This window comes from Bacteroides acidifaciens (assembly GCF_903181435.1).
Taxonomy (GTDB): domain Bacteria; phylum Bacteroidota; class Bacteroidia; order Bacteroidales; family Bacteroidaceae; genus Bacteroides.
Genome location: NZ_CAEUHO010000004.1, coordinates 338,015 through 355,779, shown reverse-complemented (window position 1 = coordinate 355,779; position 17,765 = coordinate 338,015). Strand labels below are relative to the sequence as shown.

Here is a 17,765-nt window from a genome sequence, read left to right as displayed (position 1 = left end):
GCGTTATCTCTTTTTTCGGAATACATAAATCATTGAACTGCTGCGTTCTTTCCTTCCCAAAGCATTGAACCAGGCCAACGTCCCGGCAAACATCCCTTTCAGGAAACTGCATGAACTGCCACGATGTTTCTCGCTCAACATAGATACGTAAAACGCATCGAACGGCATCGGATGACGTGCCGCCATAATAAAGCCATGACGGGAAGCCAGCTGTTGTATAGTGCCCGGAGTGAAATGCCAAAGATGACGGGGAACGTCATAAGCCGCCCAATATTCACCGTAGCGCTTGGCATCATAAGAAGAGCAGTTGGGTACTGCCACAATCAATACTCCTTTTTCTGTCAGCAATTCGCGAAGCGTTTCCCAAGTCTCATTCAAAGATTCGAGATGCTCCATCACATGCCAGAGAGTGATAACATCAAAACTAGCAGGAGCAAACTCTTTCAGAGCCGATTCAGGCTTTACATCCAGTTCGAAATGCGTTTTTGCAAACTCACGTGCCTGCGGGCTTTTCTCCACTGCCTCTACCTTCCATCCCCGGCGAACCATTGTATCAGAAAAGTAACCGGTTCCCGTACCTATATCGAGCAAGCGCCCTGTTTTACGATGCGCTTCCTTGGCTACCAGGCGCGCTTTGCGGCCCAGCATATAGGAACGTACATAATGGTAGATATTATTCATCGCGCCTTTGCGCGTATCGGTGTGAGAGATATAGTCGGGAGTCTCATAATACTTGCCTATCTCTGCTTCCACGGGAACTCCTTGTGTGAATGTAAATCCACAGTCCTCACACGAATACAGTTCAAACTGTTCGCCCGAAGCATAAAAATCCGTACAAGTCATGACGCGTTTCAAGTGCATACCGCCACACACCGGACAAGCATTTATACTGAGTTTCTCCATTAACTATCTAAGCAAAATTAAGTGATGCCTCGAATGACAAGACAACACTATACCCGAATTTGGTGCAAAGAAACAAATAAAAAGTGATGGATTGGGGTTTCGTTAAGGACTTTTAATAGAAGAGTTGTTCCCGATAGGAGGCAGAAGTAGTTTTGACAGCTCCTATCGGGACAAGTTCTCTTTTTTCAAGAAGATCAAAAAGTCAGATTAACGGAAAAGCCCATGTTTCTGTAGCTAGGCTGACGGAAATTGTCTATGCCCTGCCCCCAGGTTCCCGTGCTTGCCGTAGATTCCGGATCAAACGGAGCTTTATTGTACAACATAAGCAAATTACGTCCCACTAATGCCACCCGAACATCTTGTATCCATTTTACCCACCGGTTAACGGGGATATGATAGGCTATCGACATTTCAGCAAGACGAATATTAGTGGCATCATAGGTATACACTGTTCCCGTACATGCCTGTCCTACCTGCCGAAAGTAGTTCTCTGCCGGAATCTTTTCATCACTAACCCAGACACCGCCATTATCACGGGCTATTGCCGTAGCCTGCGAGACACCAAATCGATCCATAGCAGCTTGCGTCATCGACACACCTACACCACCAAAACGGGCATGAATCACAAAATCGAGTTCAAAGCCTTTCCATAAAAAACTGTTAGCCAAGCCCATCGTATATTTAGGATCAGTATTACCTGCATACACATAGTCGTATGCAGGATTGACAGTCTGTGAGGATTTATCAACAATAACATCCCCCTGTGCATCTCTCTGAAAATCTGTAATATATATATCACCTATAGAGCCACCTTCCTTCAATGGAGTATACCAACCGATACCTTTACCCATTTGGATTTCTTTTAAATTAAAATCGGTACCCGTTATAGGATTTTTCTGAGGTTCTAAAAGCTGCTTTACTTCATTCTTATTGATAGAATAAGTGAAACGTCCATCCCACTTTACCTGCCCGATATTCATATTTGTACTCAAGATAAGCTCGAAACCTTTATTATCAACCTTGGCCCCATTATACATGAAATAAATATCCCCCTGAGAGGGAATAGAAAGATATCCTCCAAACGGTAAATCGGAAGTAGATGTCTTGTACATTGTAAACGCCAAACTGATTTTATCATTAAGAAAACCTGCATTGAGTCCTATTTCGTGAGACTTAGTATGCTCGGGATCCAGCATATTATCCTCCAATCTGGGCTTCAAACCCACCCTTTTTTTATTCAAAAAGATATAATCAGTAAAACTATTACCGGTTTCACTATAGGTATAATTGAGTTTTAGAAACGAAAGGAATCGGTTGGGATTATCAGACAACCATCCTGTTGGGACTACAGATACCCCTACCGAAGGATAGATAACATCTGTTGAATAACTTGAATCATCATCCCAGAATTTCAGCCATTCTATTCGTCCGCCCAAATCAAGAAATAACAGGTTTTTATATCCCAATTGCGCAAGCATAAACAATGATGTAGCCCGGTCGTGATAATTGAAGTCTTGATCTCTATAGTAAGAGCCCCCATGTTTATCCAGCCCTGATAAATTAAACTGATTCACTACTCCCAATGCACCGTCAATGTAAGAGTTATCAAACTTCGTATCACAAATAGAAGAACCTAAAGTGGCATTAATCGAAAAGTCCCCTAGCTTTTTATTGACATTGAACAGGAGATCGGAATAAAACTGGGTATTCTTATCTTCAGACTCATAATACGAGCCCAAAGGATTGGCTTGAAGAGAAGACGCATAAAGTTTTTCGGTGGCAGTTTCTTTATCACGATCGCAATGAATACGCCCCGCCACATTGAGCCAGGAGGTCAAATCATATTTTGCTCCTATCCCACCTAGTAAACGTCTCTTTTTCTGATTGTACAGATTCCGGTTGATTATCCAATAAGGATTTTGCATACCCATCCCCATGTTTCCTAAAGGCCAATATTGCGCATTAGCCCCAAGTTTCGGATCGTAAACTTCAAAATGATTCTTGTAGTTATAATCGGGATTGACGCTAATACGCTCTTGCAACACATCAGGTACCAAATAGACAGGAACCAATGGATTACCATACATACCTTGCGATAACATATTCTGTTCTGCGGTATGAATATATCTCAAAGTAAAGTCGAGTTTCAGTCTATGATTTAATAAAGAAGATGTATTCCGGAATGAGAAATTGTAACGATCTACATCGTTGTTGGGAATGATGCCAGTGCCATTCATTGTGACAGCCGATACTCGGGTTTGATTATATTCATTTCCTATAGAAAGGCTAAGGGAATTATTGATAGTATGTCCGGTACGGAAAAAGTCTGCTGGATTCCATGACTGAGGATGATTCGTCTTTTCTCCCCACCCCGCCACGTAGGTCTGCTGGAATTCAGGCATGACAAGTGGCGAACTGAAAGTGGTACTATTCCCCAACTCTACTCTTAGTTTTCCGGAATGTGCTTTCTTTGTATTAATCATCACCACACCGCTAGCGGAACGACTACCATACAAAGTAGAAGCTGCTGCGGTACTCAAAACAGAAATGCTCTTTATATCATCAGGAGAGAAAGCTGCTATACCATCACCAGTCTGCCAGTTAGAGGTATTTACATTAAAAGATTGCTCTGGCTCCAATCGTGGCAAAGGTACACCATCCAAAGTAAAAAGCACATTGTTGGATTTTAATATGGAACGGTAACCACGCAACACCATCCTTACTGAACCACCCACACCGGAAGCACTGGGATTAATAGTAGCTCCCGCCACTCTTCCTATCAGGGAGTTTACGAAATTGGCGTCTTTCACCTTCATCAGATCGGCCCCATCAATCTGTTGTGGACTGTATGCCAACTTCACCGTATCCTTTGGAGAAGTTTCATGATCCGCATAAATCATAGAAACAGGTAACAAGGCCAATAAAAGAATCGCACCTCCTTTTTTCATCAAAGAAATGTACAAAGATTGTGAGAAGCCACAACTAAGCAAAGTTTTGAGAGTAAATGCTTTCATAGGCATCAAATATTTAGATTTTGGTTACTACAAACTATTCATGTATCAAAGTTTATAGAAAAACTATATACATAATATAAATACAACTATAAGGAGCTTTCTACTAAAAGAGAAATGAGACTTTTTAAGAAAAATCTTAAATTATATTTTAGATAGTTTCTATTTCCCTTTACTAACAAAATTCAAATTACATACTTTCGAATGCATAATTTCGAAGAATATTATACAGCCCTAAAAAACATTCAATTTAGAGAATATAAAATACCCTGATATAAATTGGCTGTTTTTAGTCGACTTATATTAGGGTAAGATACATATCGGACGACAATCCATCAGCGATGTAACTGTACATTCTCTGTAGCCAAGTGTCGTCCGGGGCTTTTTGAATATAAACCATAAAAGAAAGTAGGAAGAAAACAAACCCAGTTCCCTTCCTACTTGATGAATAAAAGTTCTATTTGCTCTTTCTCAGTTTTCTGACGACCTCGTTTATGGGTACTAATCTTTTACTTTGATAAACAATCGCAGCATCATACCCTGTTTTTGCCACTTGATCTTCGTTAAAAATGACCAATTGATCGGTACATAAGGGCAAGTAACCTTTTTGGTTTACAAAATACTTTATCCTATCAAAATATTCTTTTTTTGTGCTTTTGATCGTCCCTGCATTGCCTTTAAAAAATGCAACTCTCTTTCCGTGAAAATCAAATGTGCTTTTTATCGTTTGATAATTAAAATTCAGATATTTACTTTCACAAATATTCAGGGTAACCATAGTATCTTCCCCCATTTTGACAAGACAGTCTAAAATATCTTTTTGCCTGTCTTGTTCGGATTTATCTTGCCCCATTAATGAAATGTTAAAAATCATAGGCAGGAATAGAATTAAAAGTAAATGTTTCATTTTTATTTATTAAAAAAATAACTATAAGTCCACGGTCTAATACCATTTCCCCACAAATACATTTGTGCATTTAAGAGATATGGATGTATTCCTATATTGAACAATCCCGATAAATTCAATGCAACAGAAGTATGTGTAACACAACTGCTCAATTCCAAGCTATAGATAAATTTGCCAGAATTCTCCATCTTATTAAGCCATTGTCCATATTTCATTATTGTACCCTTATTGACATTAAGAGTTTGTCGCCAAAACACTTCTCCTGCACCTGTATGAGTATCCCAATGGTTTGTTCCTTTCATCCAATGCCAACTGCCATTCCCGTCGACATACCTATTGGGACCGACTGAAATAATACCATTAGGGTCAGCATTAGCAGGATTTCCATTGCCCAAACCAGTTCCTGTCATAGTTCCTTCATTTACTAATGCAGAATGCCCTACAGCATCCGAATTTTCAGTAACCAAATCAACCTTTTGAGGATTAAATCCTATCAACGCATCACTCAAATTTGCCAGTGCTCCAAGCCCATATCCGATATTCTCCAGTACAGAATTCCCTTTTTCGCCGAGATATCCAAAATCTCCATTCGTAAAGTCGTAAGAGACTGCACCAAGACTGATTGATATCGGCGTTTGTCCACCGGTATAAGCCCAAGTACCTACCGAGTTGACAAGCGAAGAACCAGCTATAGCCGCAGTGTTCGCCATTGGAATTCCTGAAGTCGCTATCGCTCCACCTACATAACCTGACACACCGCCTACAACAGCACCACCAAGCATATAACCCCAAGTTTTACCGGAGCTCCAATCCCATTTTACAGGATTATATTGTCCTTTATTAGCTATAACACCACCCGAATACATACCAATTGCAGCACCAATAATTACAGGAACAAACCAAAGAAACTCTCCATTCCGATCCACATAGCACAGCGGATTATTCATCGCATACATATACCGATTATACGACTGCGTAAAGTCCAACACCTGCACATATGGGTCAGGACTCAAGAATCTTCCCAGCACTGGATCATACAGACGGGCATTCATGTTAATCAATCCAAAGAACGAAAGATGCTCGTGTCCTGTAAAGCCTCGATCCAGCATCAGCTCAGGCTCCGTACCTGGTGCATAAACGGTTTGGGTAGCGGGATTGCGCAATCTTCCCCAAGCATCAAAGCTATTCTCTTCCACTACGTTTCCTTGTGCATCGGCTATTTGTAAAATGCTGCCTAAGTAATCCCGATGAATAAAGAAAACAGATAAGCGATTACCTTCTTTTATTAATACCGCAGGAGCATCATAATATCCGCCGCCAAGATAAAGCTTTTCTTTGACACTGCCAAGAGATTCGTCTATTTCGTAGTTACCACCCAGATAGTAACGAGTCAACTCATTCTGATTGTTCACAGAATACTGCATACGTATGCGCTCATGATTGGCGTTGTACGTCAACATGACTTTCTTCGTATCCAGCATGATAACAGAAGGACGCTGGGCAGCGGTATAAGTGATGTCAATACCTGACTTCACCAGATTGTCTTCAACAGGAGCCAAACCCGTCACGGCATAAGGGCGGTTCGGATTGGTATAAACCAGTTCCCCGGCATCACCCTTCCAACGAATATTACCATAATTATCATAAAGAACGGCATTATTACCGTAAGAACACAAACGATTCAATTCATCATAATCAAAATCCTCCGGCAGGTTTCTGGTTTCATCCGTACGATTTTCAAGATTGTTATTCGCCACATTGAAACGGTAGCTGTGGTCGAACACTATACCTCCATCCACACGGGTGATGCTGCGTCTTACAGGCAGTCCCCATTCATTAAACTCGTAGGTACGCTGCATTCCGCCTGCAGTAAGTTTTGTCAACTGTCCCAGCGAATTCTCTTCATCATGACGGTAGACCAGCGTTCCGTCTGCAAGACGGACTTCTGTCAGGAAACCGTTGCGGTAAGACAACTCTTCTGTGGTCAAAGCACCGTTTTGAGAGATATAAGCAATCGATTCAGGCAGTCCGTCGGTTGTATAACTGTAGGCTTTCTGCAACCATTTGCCATCCGGAGCTTCTTCACGCTGCGTTTGCAGTCTGCCATACTCATCGTAAGTATTATACAGAGCGCTGCCATTGCTTGACACCGCGGAAAGCAACAGGTTTTCCGTGTCGTCATAGGTATAAACCGTTGTCAAGTCAGGTGTTATTTGCTTCACGACACGTCCGTAGCGGTCGTATTCTTTCACTAATTCACGACCATCGGCATCAGTTTCTTTGCTGACATTGCCGGCTTTGTCATATCCCGTCCGCCGGATACCGGCACTGGGATCTTTAATGGCAATACGACGGCCATACTTGTCATAATAGAAACGGGTTTGTATATTTCCTGACATGATTGCCACCATCGGCTGCCCGTCGGGACGGTAATAATAAGCAATACTTCCCGCAGCATCCGTCGCTTGTGTCATCAGCCCGACTTCATCATATGTACGGATATGGCGGATACCGTTTTCAATAATAGTATCGGTCAAAGCGCCATAAGCACAAGAATCCATTTTCCCCGAAGCATAGCGGGTGGATGTACGGCGGTCAAATTTATCATACGTAAAGCTGTTCCAACGCGAAGGGACACTATCCGTGGTGGGTAGAGATTCTTTTTCAAGCAGCCCCGTTTTCACGTTGTACACTTTATCCGTTTTCATTTCCCGTCCGTCAAAGCGAACCTGCGATGTGCGAACTTCCCGCTTTAAGTAGTCATAATACTTTTTTGTTACAGGCTTGCCTGTTTCAGCAACAGTCACAACATACAGCCCCGGTTCTCCTTCGCTACTCCACGCAGTTGACAATCGTCTCATACGCCCATCAGGATAGCGGGTTTCGACAAGACGCCCCCACATGTCATAAGCATAACGGGTAACACGCCCCTTATGGTCGGTAGCGCTTTGCAGCAAGCCGGTTTCTAAATCGTACACATAGTCGGCAGACAGCCCCATAGGGTCGGTTTCTTTCGTCAAGCATCCATCCCGGTTATACTCAAAAGTCTTCACCAGCCAGTCTTCCGAATCATAGGAACACTGCTCTTTTCTGGTAAGTTGCTGTCTGTCGTCATATTCATAATGCTCTTGGGAAGCAATATTTCCATTGAAAAAACTTGTCTTACGGACAGGAAGATACCGGTTGTCATAATCTGTTCTCACTTCCTGAGTGACAATCGAATCATTACGAGAACTTTGTGTCCATGAGAAAAGCGGAAGCCCCAACAGATACCAATCGTTGTTTACTACATTCTGATAACCGAATGACTTTGCTTCCGTATTATGAGCACCATACGAAGTAAACATACCGGTCGCCTGTCCGTAGTCATTATACTCATACGTGGTAACCTTTTCCGTACCATTAAGCGCATTCTGCACAGTCTCTTTCTTTAATTTCAGAAGAACAGTCTTATTCTGCGACCTCTCCAATACATATTTGCGCACAATCGTATCAGCAAAAGTCTCTTTCTTCACCTCCGTACTTAGCAGCTCCGGATCGAACACAGAAGACATCGTACGTTTATTCACCACATCTTTCGTCTCAATCTTCCGGAAACCACGGAAACCCAGCCCCGTACGATGAAACACAGCATTGGTGTACTTGTAATATTCCCATAAAAGCTCTTTATCTCCTTTTGTCTTTTGCAACCCGTTGGGCACATATAAATGAGGAGCCATTATCACATATGGATAACCAAGAGCTCCCAATGATACATCCAGCAAGCTCACATAGCGATCCTCGGAGGCTTTCATGATATCCGTATAATAGTGGCTTGAGGTCACTCCATAACTGTCTGTAAGCTCCCGCAGCATACGCTCTTTCGACTCGTTGTGCGAATATTCATACACATAAAGTTTCTCATTGTCCACACAAATCAGGCTTCCCGACCAATAGTAAGAATGCGCCACATTCGCCACGGCAAATTGTGCCGACAGGTTATCCATCTGCAAAATCGAACGGTAATTATAATCCTGGCTTATCTTTCCGTTTTCGTTCAGATGAACATAGATTTTCCCGCGAACATTGCGCAACAGGTCGGGCAACCCGTCATTATCCACATCTACCAACATGAAATTCAGCCCCACTGTCTCATGAAAACAATAGAATAATTCTTCCGTGTGCACCTTAAATCCGGGATTACCGGTACTATAAGATGAGTTTCCCGTAGAAATCAGAAACGTCCACTGCTTGCCGTTCTCCACATTCCAGTCAAAGACCACAAGGTCACGCTGGGATACACTCGGATCGACCGTACATTCCTGACCGGAATAAGGGTGTACATAATGTTTATACCCACTTGCGCTGGTACTTTTCAAGTTACTTTCACTAACACATGCGCCACGACAGATTCCGTCTCCCAAGTGCTTGAAACCATCCTTGCAATGCACACGGCGAGGCCCCAGAATAATATCCATATTTCCGTCACCGTTCATATCAGTCACCATCAGTTCCCTGTCTTTGACAGTTCTGCTTTCAAAATTGAAATGCATGATATTAATTGCACTAGAGTATGCCAGTTGCCTGAACCCGCTGCCGGTGAACTCATATACATAAAGCCCGTTTATATTAATCAGACAGATATCTGTCTTGCCGTCACCGTTATAGTCCATAGGAATCAGGCGGTCGGCATACAACGCCCTATTATCTACCTGATGCAATGTAAAGTCGAAACACGTTCCGTCATAAATTGCCTTCCGATTCTTCAAATCTACCAGCAAGGCACGTGAAGGGTATCTGTTTTTGTCCCAATCATAACAACTCGATATAGCCAGCAACTCTACTTTGCCATCCCCATTGAAATCACCGGTAACCACCTGTCGTTCATGAACATACCCATCCCACTCCGAATATATATAATCCGAATGCCGGTTGGGATCGACATCATTCGTATACACCGATACTACCAACTTATCATCATCATAATTTACTTTTACCGGTTCTTCCAGACCGTCTCCGTCCACATCTAACGCCTCCAGTTGCATGAAACCTTTTCCGGCTGTAAATACGACGGGAGAAACATTTGAGTCCGACAAGTCTTTGTAGACCAATAAACGTTGTGTCTCAGTATACTCACCGAGCACCGGATATGAAATCAAACCGTCACTTTTCGACGTCCTCTTGAATTTTCCGCGTGATAAAGCAAGAGACTTATGAGAATTGGGGTCCTGAACTGAGTTCTGGAAATACCTCTGTAAATAAATCAGACTTCCACTGAGAGACTCGATATTCCTTCTGTCTCCATATCCGAATTGCAAAGGATTAAGCTTGCCGTTTTCCGTTTCACACTCTAACTGTATTGGCAGGTTCACCCCCCTGTTCTGATAAGAAAGCAAATATCGCCGCCACAGTTTACCTTTATAAAATGATTCCACCTTCTCCAGCAAACGACTGTATTTAAAAGGTTTTCCGTCTGTATAACGAGTGATGGCAGCATTCACGTTGCGATAAGTAAACACTACGGAATCATTATATGCACCTTCGACTTCTCCATACAGCACCTTATGGATATAAGGCAAATTATCCGCCTGTGTATAGACATATTTTACAGACCGACCTTTACGGTTTGTATACAAAGTCATCACATAACTGAAAGGGGCTTGTGAAGAAGTCTCGAACTTTGCCGTATTCCCATCCGGATAACGTGCCACTAATGTGCCATCCGCTTGCTTCTTCACTTTTATAAACCCTTGTTCGCTTTGCCATGCGTCCGTGCCGGTCTTCAGCAAACGCATGCCATCCAACATCAGCTTGTCTTCATCCAAGGAAAGAGGGGATGATTTTCCATCATAATAAATTGTTCCGGGCACGTGGGTAATACCGGACAACCCGCCAATATTCCATCCGTATCCCATTGCACTTTCACGCTGCTGGCTGTTATAACCAAACGACAAACGGGGATGAAATTCCTCTGGGTCAGGGTGAATATCCATTGGCACCTGATATGTAACAGCCCCGGTAGGAGTAAGGGCATATTGAACAGGAATTTCACCTACATCACATGCGGAATTTCTTCCTTCTGATGCCACAGCTTCCTGCTGCGCCCTTGTAGAAATAGCTACCAATAAAGCGATTCCTAGAATAATTATTTTTTGTGTTATATTTCTCATGATTATTGTAGTCTTTTAATAGTTTTGATTCGATTGCCTGACTGATCATACTGGTATTGTACAGGACAGTCATTCGGTTCCTCCGGTTTTATTTCCGGTTCGCCGGGAATGATTGATGACAAATCGGTTATAATGGTTGTTCCCAGCCGACCATCGGGCACGGAACTATTCATGCCTTTAAATCCGGCCACAACAATATAATAAGTACCGGCCGGCAAATTCCGCACATGCAGATACGCAAGCCCCAAAGAGACTCCTTCAGGTATGCCAAGCTTCTCCGGATTAAAATCAGGAGACATACAATCTCCTATTTCAAACGTGGCGACCCGTTTAAAATAGAGGTCTCCTTCTGACCAATCTTCCATTTCGCCGGGTTTAACGGGTCTTAATAAAAAAATAGTACTAAAACCCACTCGGTAGGAATTCCAATTATGAATGATCACATCTCCTGACGCCGATGTTTCCATCCGGTAATAAATCGCTCTTCCTTGAGTGTATTCATAAGTATCACCATCTCTAGGTATATAACGACACTGATAATACCAGGGTGGTCCCGTACTCGTATCACGAACATCCTCAAATGTCGCTTTTCCAGAAGAGAATGTGACCTGTATCGGGTCCCAATATGAAGTCCCACTTCCTTCTGTCGTTTGTGCTTGGGACTCCCACCCAAAGAGCACCAACATCAATAATAATATAATTCTTTTAGTCATTGTGTTCTGTGTTATAGTTCTCAACTTAAATAATCTTCCTTATTAATCCACTGTATAAAACCGGCGCGCTCGGCTCTACACAGTGGAAATTATCATACTTTTTCTTTTACAGATTCATCGCATTAGCGCCCAAAACGCCAGCCAAAGCCGAAGCCACTGCGATAACCATTTTCAGAATCATATCCCATACGGATTTCTTCATTGCCATAATTTACCTCCTTTCTGTTCTTTAATGTGTTGTGTTACTCTGTGCTCTTCCGTGTTCTCCGCCTGTGCCGTGGATTCTCCGGAATCCTTGAATTCCTTCGCCACATCGAAGCACGGGCACTGTTTAATCCACTCTTCCGGTTCTATCTCACCGTTTCCATTGAGATCCGGCGAGAGGTCGCGGTGTCCGCACACCCGGCAGCCGGGAAATCTCTCTTGCAACTGCCCGACGAGCAGCCGGAGCGTGGAGCGCTGTGCCGGAGTCCGGGTATCTGCCGGGCGTCCCCGGCAGTCCAGACCGCCTTCATAGCAGATACCTATCGAGTGAGCGTTGAAGCCTTTCACGTGGGCTCCGATGCGTTCGAGGGGACGGGTGAGGTGCAGCGTTCCATCCTTGCGGATGTAATAATGATAGCCTGTTCCGTTGAACCCGCGACGCCGGTGCATCAAGTCCAAAGCTTCCGGTGAGAGTGTACAATCCCCCCGCGTGGCGCTGCAATGCACCACGATTAAGTTGATAATTCGCATGTTAGTGGATGATTAGTTTACTAGTCAAGTCCCAAAAACTCCGTTTAGTTAGTCAATCGTGTTCGTGTTGTGATATACAGGCAGTCTATGCTGCCGGATCCGGGTCCGGTGTTTCCCCGCCATCAGCTCCTGAACCGCCACCGTCGGAGTTACCGCTATTTCCGCCATCCGAAGCCGGAGCATTGGCACGGTCGAAACGTACGCATCGTGCGCCTGTCACCAACGAACGGGTAGCCATGGTGCCATCCAGATGACGGGTGGAGCAGGGAAGAAAGCGGACTGTCAGCGAAGCCTGTGAGGCGGAGACTTCGTTGGCACTCTCGACGCCTTTGCCATTCGACTTCATCACTAGGCGGAACGTGCCGAAACCGTCGAGCGTCACGCTCTCCGATGACTGGAGATGCTGGCTGACTACCGTCACTAGGTTGTCCAACGTATTCTTCACGTCACCAGGAGAAAGGGATGAATAAGCCGCTATCTCTTTAGAGAGTTGTGAAGTACTTACATTACCTGTGCGAAGCACACGGGGATAAAACAGTTGTTTTCCGTTTTTGTCTTTCAGAACGGACTGAAATGAACCATACAATACTGGCATAATCGTGATTTTTTGTGTGTTAATTAATTCTGTTAGTTTAGTTATGTCTTTAAGCTTATCGACACTACAAAGATACAATGGTTACATTCTATATACAAGCGTTTTTCAACATGTGTCTTAACTAAATTCTTAACCACCAGTAACACATTGAATAACAATAAGAAAGAGGAAGAATAATTATAAATCTAAAAACAAAAAAATCCGGTATGCATCAAAACAAAAAGTTGATTCATACCGGAAGTCACAACCTAAAGGAATATTTCACAAAACATAAGAAGGATAAAATAACCATCCGAGAAGTGGCCACTTACAAAGCCCTTTACCACATGTTTGATAACCAAACAATATAAGAGCCAACCCTATAATAAGCAACAATGGAAAAGGGAAAAAAAGGCTATCGCTTTTACCCACGCAGATAAAGGAAGACGCTGCTGCGATTACAGCTTCAGGCTGATAATCAGCACGCTCCGAAGTCATTATTCGAACTAACTCCATATCAACCTTTTCCGACATTACGACAGAGAATTTATCTGTTTCCATATTTTCTAATATTAAACCATTAACATACAACCAATAGAAAACATAACGAACTGCATATCAAAGATATAACAAATGAAAAAACTAACCGCCGCGACACTCACCTAAAAAAACGGGGCCTACAAGAAATATTACAAAAATTATTCCCACATTTCTTTTGGTAGAATCTTCTATTTTCGCACATTCTTTAAAAAGATTGGTTTTACAGCCTTTTATCAACCAGCCGATAAAAACCGCCAGCCACATAATCAAAGTACCAACTTCTTCTATAATCATCATTATCTATCCTCCTTTTCAATATTATTGTCTATATACTTAAATTTATTTACACCTTTATTCATTTTCTCAAAAGTTTTCGCATTACGAATCCTTCCATTAAATCTCTTCATCTCCATATCGTAAACTGCATGTTTACTCTTTATGGGAATATGTCGGTTGGCATGTTTAAACTGGTACCATGAACCGGGATGCAATTGTTTCAACAAGTGAACGGCAGGCAACCTTTGAGTGGCCACATCAATGAATCCGCCGGCTCCTTCATCGGGAGTCGCATAAGTTCCTGCCCAAGAACGTCCCGTCAGCCATACTTTCGGAGAATTGATAGATGAATAAGCTGACAATACCATATTTTTGGCAACTCCGTCGGAAAAATTTGCGGCCGGTTCATTCAGGGTAAGTTCCAAATTACTAACAAAATCTGTAACCGGGCTTACATTTTCATAACTTCCAGTCCTCTGCCATTGCCAGAATTCCGGTTCCGAAAGATGTACCTTTCGATCACCATAATCAATATATTCCTGTCGGCCCATAAAGGTATTATGAAACCAGTTATTATGTGTAGTTTCTTTATAAGTACCATCAGGATTATAGAACACCTTCATCCGCAACGACACGCACATTCCCCTGATGGTCCTCGATAAAGTAATGATAGCTCGCCGACATCACAATATATCCTACATAGGTCATCAACCGCACCAAAACTCCATTTTCATAGACCACATTGCCGCAATAATCTGTAATAATAGTATCACTTCCGGTCATGTGCGTTGTACGAAGTTTCACTCCGTTGGCATCATAAAGATAAGAGATACTGTTTCCATCCTCAAATTCTATCCGACCCGGTAAATTTAAACAATTATACTCAATATCAGTAATCTTTTTGTCTAAAATTGCGGTGAAAAAACATACCCTGATATAAATTGGTGATTAGTCAACTTTAATCAGGGCAATATAGTTTTTTTTATAACTATTTCTAATGTAATTACTCTGCTTTTTCCTTCGATAAAATATAATCATCTAAACGTCCGGCCGAAATTCCTTTTTCCAAATCTCCTATTGTTAAAGTCTTTTTTTCTTTATGTCTATTAAGCCATTTGTAAATAGAATAAAAATAAACTTCTTTTGTGAAATACTTGGAAAAATTGAAATTCGAAATATCAACAGAGAATCGATCGCTATAGTCACATAGAAACTCTTCTGCATCATCACCATATATATACAAGTCTTCTTCTAATCTGGTAGAAGTATTAAGTTTTTCCCTATTCTTTATCCAAGAATAATTGAGGATAAAATCTATTAAGTCTTTATTATTCATTATACATTCCAATTGTTGTTACATTATTTCTAGCATTCTCAAAAAAAGAATCAGATGAACTGGTTATAAAATCTTTGATAATACTATATCCATCGTATATTGTAAAAGCTACGATTTTTCCTGCTACACGTCCTAACTGCCCTCCTAAAGAGGTTGCTTGGGGTAGCCATTTGACAGTAGAAGTGTTTCCTAAATATTTTCTGAAAATTAAAGAAGCTATAGATGTATTATTGGAAGCCTGTAAAACTCTTCGGCTTTTTGACCATATAGCTTTTGCCAATTTTGAATTTTTAGGTATAATAGGTTCTGTAGACATAGTTAGGACAGGTCCTCTTAGTTTTATTAATTTTTCCCAAGCATCTGCATTGTCCTTAGAAGTGCTAGGATCAAGCTTAGGTGTAGTTTCCACCACACTATCTACTTGAGGTTTAGAAGGTGAATTATCATCCCCATTGCTATCTCTGCTACCCTTTCCTATTCCGTACTCTTGCTGCATGCTCTCCCACGAAACTTCATTCCCGTTTTCATCCTCATATCTTTCCTTGTCCCAGTTGTATGTGGACGCCATTCCGGTTGGATCTATCCGATTGACAGGATTATTGAAGCAGTAATTGTATGGATTGACGTGTTCCCATGCTTCTGCCAAAGGATCCGGACCGATAAATCTTCCCAATAATGGGTTATACATCCTCGCACCATAATCATACCAATCCAAACCACCTTTCCTATCCAGTTCCTTGCTGTTATACTTATAAGGCTGAACAGAATCGGAAGATGAAGCCATCAACCCACCGAAAGGATAATAATCGTTTCTTTCCTCTACCGTTCCATCTTCGTCTACAACCACACGGTTGTTTCCTTGATGGTCTTGGATAAAGTAATGATACTTATTATTATTCAGCGAAACATAACCATATCCGGTCAGCAATTTCTCCGGTACTCCATTTTCATAGACCACATTGCCGCAATAGTCCGTAACAGTTGCATCATCTCCTATCACATGTGTGGCGCGAAGCTTCGTTCCGTTTGCATCATACAAGTAAACAATACTATCTTCGTTTTCAAATTCTATACGACTTGGCAAATCTCACGAATTATATTGAATATCAACTATCTTTTTATTCAAATCTTTAATCAAGTTGCCGTTTTAGAGAGATAGTCCGCCCGATAAATAGTAACGGACGGACTCAATTGCTTCATTTTTTATCCAACTTTGTCAAGAAGAACGCAAATAAAACATTAAAGAAGAGAAAAAATTAAAGGAGGAGCTAAATCAATCGCCCTTCTTTTACACCTTCTACTAAATTCCCAAGCGTTATTTTCTTCTTATTTTCTATTTTTCGAAATAATACTATATTTAATAATTCTCGAAGCACATAATCACCTTCTGGATAGAAATATTCTTCAAATTTAAAATCCGCAATATTCACATTAAATCTATCGCTAAATGAACAAATAAATTCGTAAGCATCATCTCCTTTAAGTTTTAAGTCATTTACCAAATCTGTTGCATAGGTAAATTCACCATCCCATCGTTCTTCTTTTGCAAAACGAACAACTTGTTCCCAAATTTCATATTCATCCATCATTTTATTCAAACCATTTATAATCATTTTTTCCAAACCAAGTACTAGGTCCAAATTGTTTTCCTAAATTAAATGAAGTATCAATAATCGTCATCCCCCAGCCAACATAAGGAACAAATCGTCCTATAGCCCGACCAATGGTATTAGTTCCCACTTTTTTCACAATTTTTGTTCCTATCTTCTTCCCAAAAACATTTGTAAAACGCTGTGGTATAGCTTTTGATAATGTATAAGATGCTATTGAAGATCCAGGTTTTGACCCTAAAGCTCCTATTGGTTTTAATGCACGGATAGGTTGTCCCAAAAGAATTAAAGAAGGACCCACTAAATGTTTCCAATTGTCATTATAACCTGCTGAGTATAAATTATTATCATAATCATTTTGAGCAAAAGAACTAAATCTATCTATTTCATTAATCAGAATATTCTTTTGATATACAGGAATATCCCATTCTTTTTGCTCATTTCTAACAGCAGTCACCTCTGATAGTAATATGCTTCCATCACTCAATCGTCCACCTAACCCTTTATATTCGTCATAAACAAACATATCTATTTGGGACGTTGTTATATACCCACGCATAAAACCTTCAATTTGCAACATATTAATAAATCTATTTATATCATTTAAATTATTAGTCGACCAACCGGAAGCCGTTTGAATCCATAAACCATTTGGGTCAATGTATTTTAATGGATTGTTCCCACAATAATCATAAGGACTCAAACCGCTATAAGACTCCGCCAGCGGGTCTACCGAACCCCATCTGCCCAACGCGGCATCATACCAACGAGCACCATAGTCATACCAATCCAGTCCAGAATGTCTGTCCAGCTCCTTGCCGTTATACTTATAAGGCTGAACAGAATCGGAAGATGAAGCCATCAACCCACCGAAAGGATAATAATCGTTTCTTTCCTCTACCGTTCCATCTTCGTCTACAACCACACGATTGTTTCCTTGATGGTCTCGGAAAATCCCGTTAGCCATATTGCAGACTAACGGGATAATAATCCTCAGACTCGATCTTCCGC

Annotated in this window: 14 protein-coding genes and 2 pseudogenes; all 16 read right to left on the bottom strand. The window is 41.5% G+C overall.

The genetic code is table 11. The features are described 5' to 3' along the window. Positions 1–3: 3 nt before the first annotated feature. Positions 4–903, bottom strand: coding sequence for a methyltransferase domain-containing protein (locus CLIN57ABFB40_RS13485; RefSeq protein ID WP_175630576.1), 900 nt, complete (start codon positions 901–903; stop codon positions 4–6). 194 nt (positions 904–1,097) lie between these two features. Then, a complete protein-coding gene (locus tag CLIN57ABFB40_RS13480; protein ID WP_175630575.1) occupies positions 1,098–3,917 on the bottom strand; it encodes a TonB-dependent receptor plug domain-containing protein in 2,820 nt (939 codons plus the stop codon). 454 nt (positions 3,918–4,371) lie between these two features. Beyond that, positions 4,372–4,821: a hypothetical protein gene (locus CLIN57ABFB40_RS13475; RefSeq protein ID WP_049701495.1), complete on the bottom strand. Its 450-nt coding sequence runs from the start codon at positions 4,819–4,821 to the stop codon at positions 4,372–4,374. 2 nt (positions 4,822–4,823) lie between these two features. Then, a complete protein-coding gene (locus CLIN57ABFB40_RS13470; RefSeq protein ID WP_175630574.1) occupies positions 4,824–10,970 on the bottom strand; it encodes an RHS repeat-associated core domain-containing protein in 6,147 nt (2,048 codons plus the stop codon). A gap of 2 nt (positions 10,971–10,972) precedes the next feature. Next, positions 10,973–11,683, bottom strand: coding sequence for a hypothetical protein (locus tag CLIN57ABFB40_RS13465; protein ID WP_175630573.1), 711 nt, complete (start codon positions 11,681–11,683; stop codon positions 10,973–10,975). A 106-nt stretch (positions 11,684–11,789) separates the two neighbouring features. Beyond that, positions 11,790–11,891, bottom strand: coding sequence for a smalltalk protein (locus CLIN57ABFB40_RS13460; protein WP_410489606.1), 102 nt, complete (start codon positions 11,889–11,891; stop codon positions 11,790–11,792). Then, entirely contained in the window at positions 11,882–12,418 is a 537-nt protein-coding gene (locus tag CLIN57ABFB40_RS13455) for an N-acetylmuramoyl-L-alanine amidase (RefSeq protein ID WP_175630572.1), read from the bottom strand. The genes CLIN57ABFB40_RS13460 and CLIN57ABFB40_RS13455 overlap by 10 nt, the downstream gene beginning before the upstream one ends. Positions 12,419–12,503: 85 nt before the next feature. Further along, on the bottom strand, positions 12,504–13,013 hold the full coding sequence (locus CLIN57ABFB40_RS13450; protein ID WP_175630571.1) for an HU family DNA-binding protein: 510 nt from the start codon (positions 13,011–13,013) through the stop codon (positions 12,504–12,506). A gap of 261 nt (positions 13,014–13,274) precedes the next feature. Then, positions 13,275–13,553: a hypothetical protein gene (locus CLIN57ABFB40_RS13445; RefSeq protein WP_254871782.1), complete on the bottom strand. Its 279-nt coding sequence runs from the start codon at positions 13,551–13,553 to the stop codon at positions 13,275–13,277. 81 nt (positions 13,554–13,634) lie between these two features. Next, positions 13,635–13,829: a hypothetical protein gene (locus tag CLIN57ABFB40_RS13440; RefSeq protein WP_175630570.1), complete on the bottom strand. Its 195-nt coding sequence runs from the start codon at positions 13,827–13,829 to the stop codon at positions 13,635–13,637. After that, on the bottom strand, positions 13,829–14,359 hold the full coding sequence (locus CLIN57ABFB40_RS20340; protein ID WP_254871781.1) for a hypothetical protein: 531 nt from the start codon (positions 14,357–14,359) through the stop codon (positions 13,829–13,831). The genes CLIN57ABFB40_RS13440 and CLIN57ABFB40_RS20340 overlap by 1 nt, the downstream gene beginning before the upstream one ends. A gap of 55 nt (positions 14,360–14,414) precedes the next feature. Further along, on the bottom strand, positions 14,415–14,612 hold the full coding sequence (locus tag CLIN57ABFB40_RS20335) for a hypothetical protein (protein ID WP_254871780.1): 198 nt from the start codon (positions 14,610–14,612) through the stop codon (positions 14,415–14,417). A gap of 199 nt (positions 14,613–14,811) precedes the next feature. After that, positions 14,812–15,144, bottom strand: coding sequence for a DUF1493 family protein (locus CLIN57ABFB40_RS13430; protein ID WP_175630569.1), 333 nt, complete (start codon positions 15,142–15,144; stop codon positions 14,812–14,814). Between the two features lie 568 nt (positions 15,145–15,712). Continuing rightward, positions 15,713–16,291: pseudogene (locus CLIN57ABFB40_RS20330) on the bottom strand (RHS repeat domain-containing protein); the annotation flags it as partial. A gap of 121 nt (positions 16,292–16,412) precedes the next feature. Next, positions 16,413–16,733 carry a DUF1493 family protein gene (locus tag CLIN57ABFB40_RS13420; RefSeq protein WP_254871779.1) on the bottom strand — a complete coding sequence of 107 codons (321 nt, stop codon included), beginning with the start codon at positions 16,731–16,733 and terminating at the stop codon, positions 16,413–16,415. A 643-nt stretch (positions 16,734–17,376) separates the two neighbouring features. Next, positions 17,377–17,703, bottom strand: a pseudogene (locus CLIN57ABFB40_RS20325) (RHS repeat-associated core domain-containing protein); the annotation flags it as partial. Between the last annotated feature and the right edge of the window lie 62 nt (positions 17,704–17,765).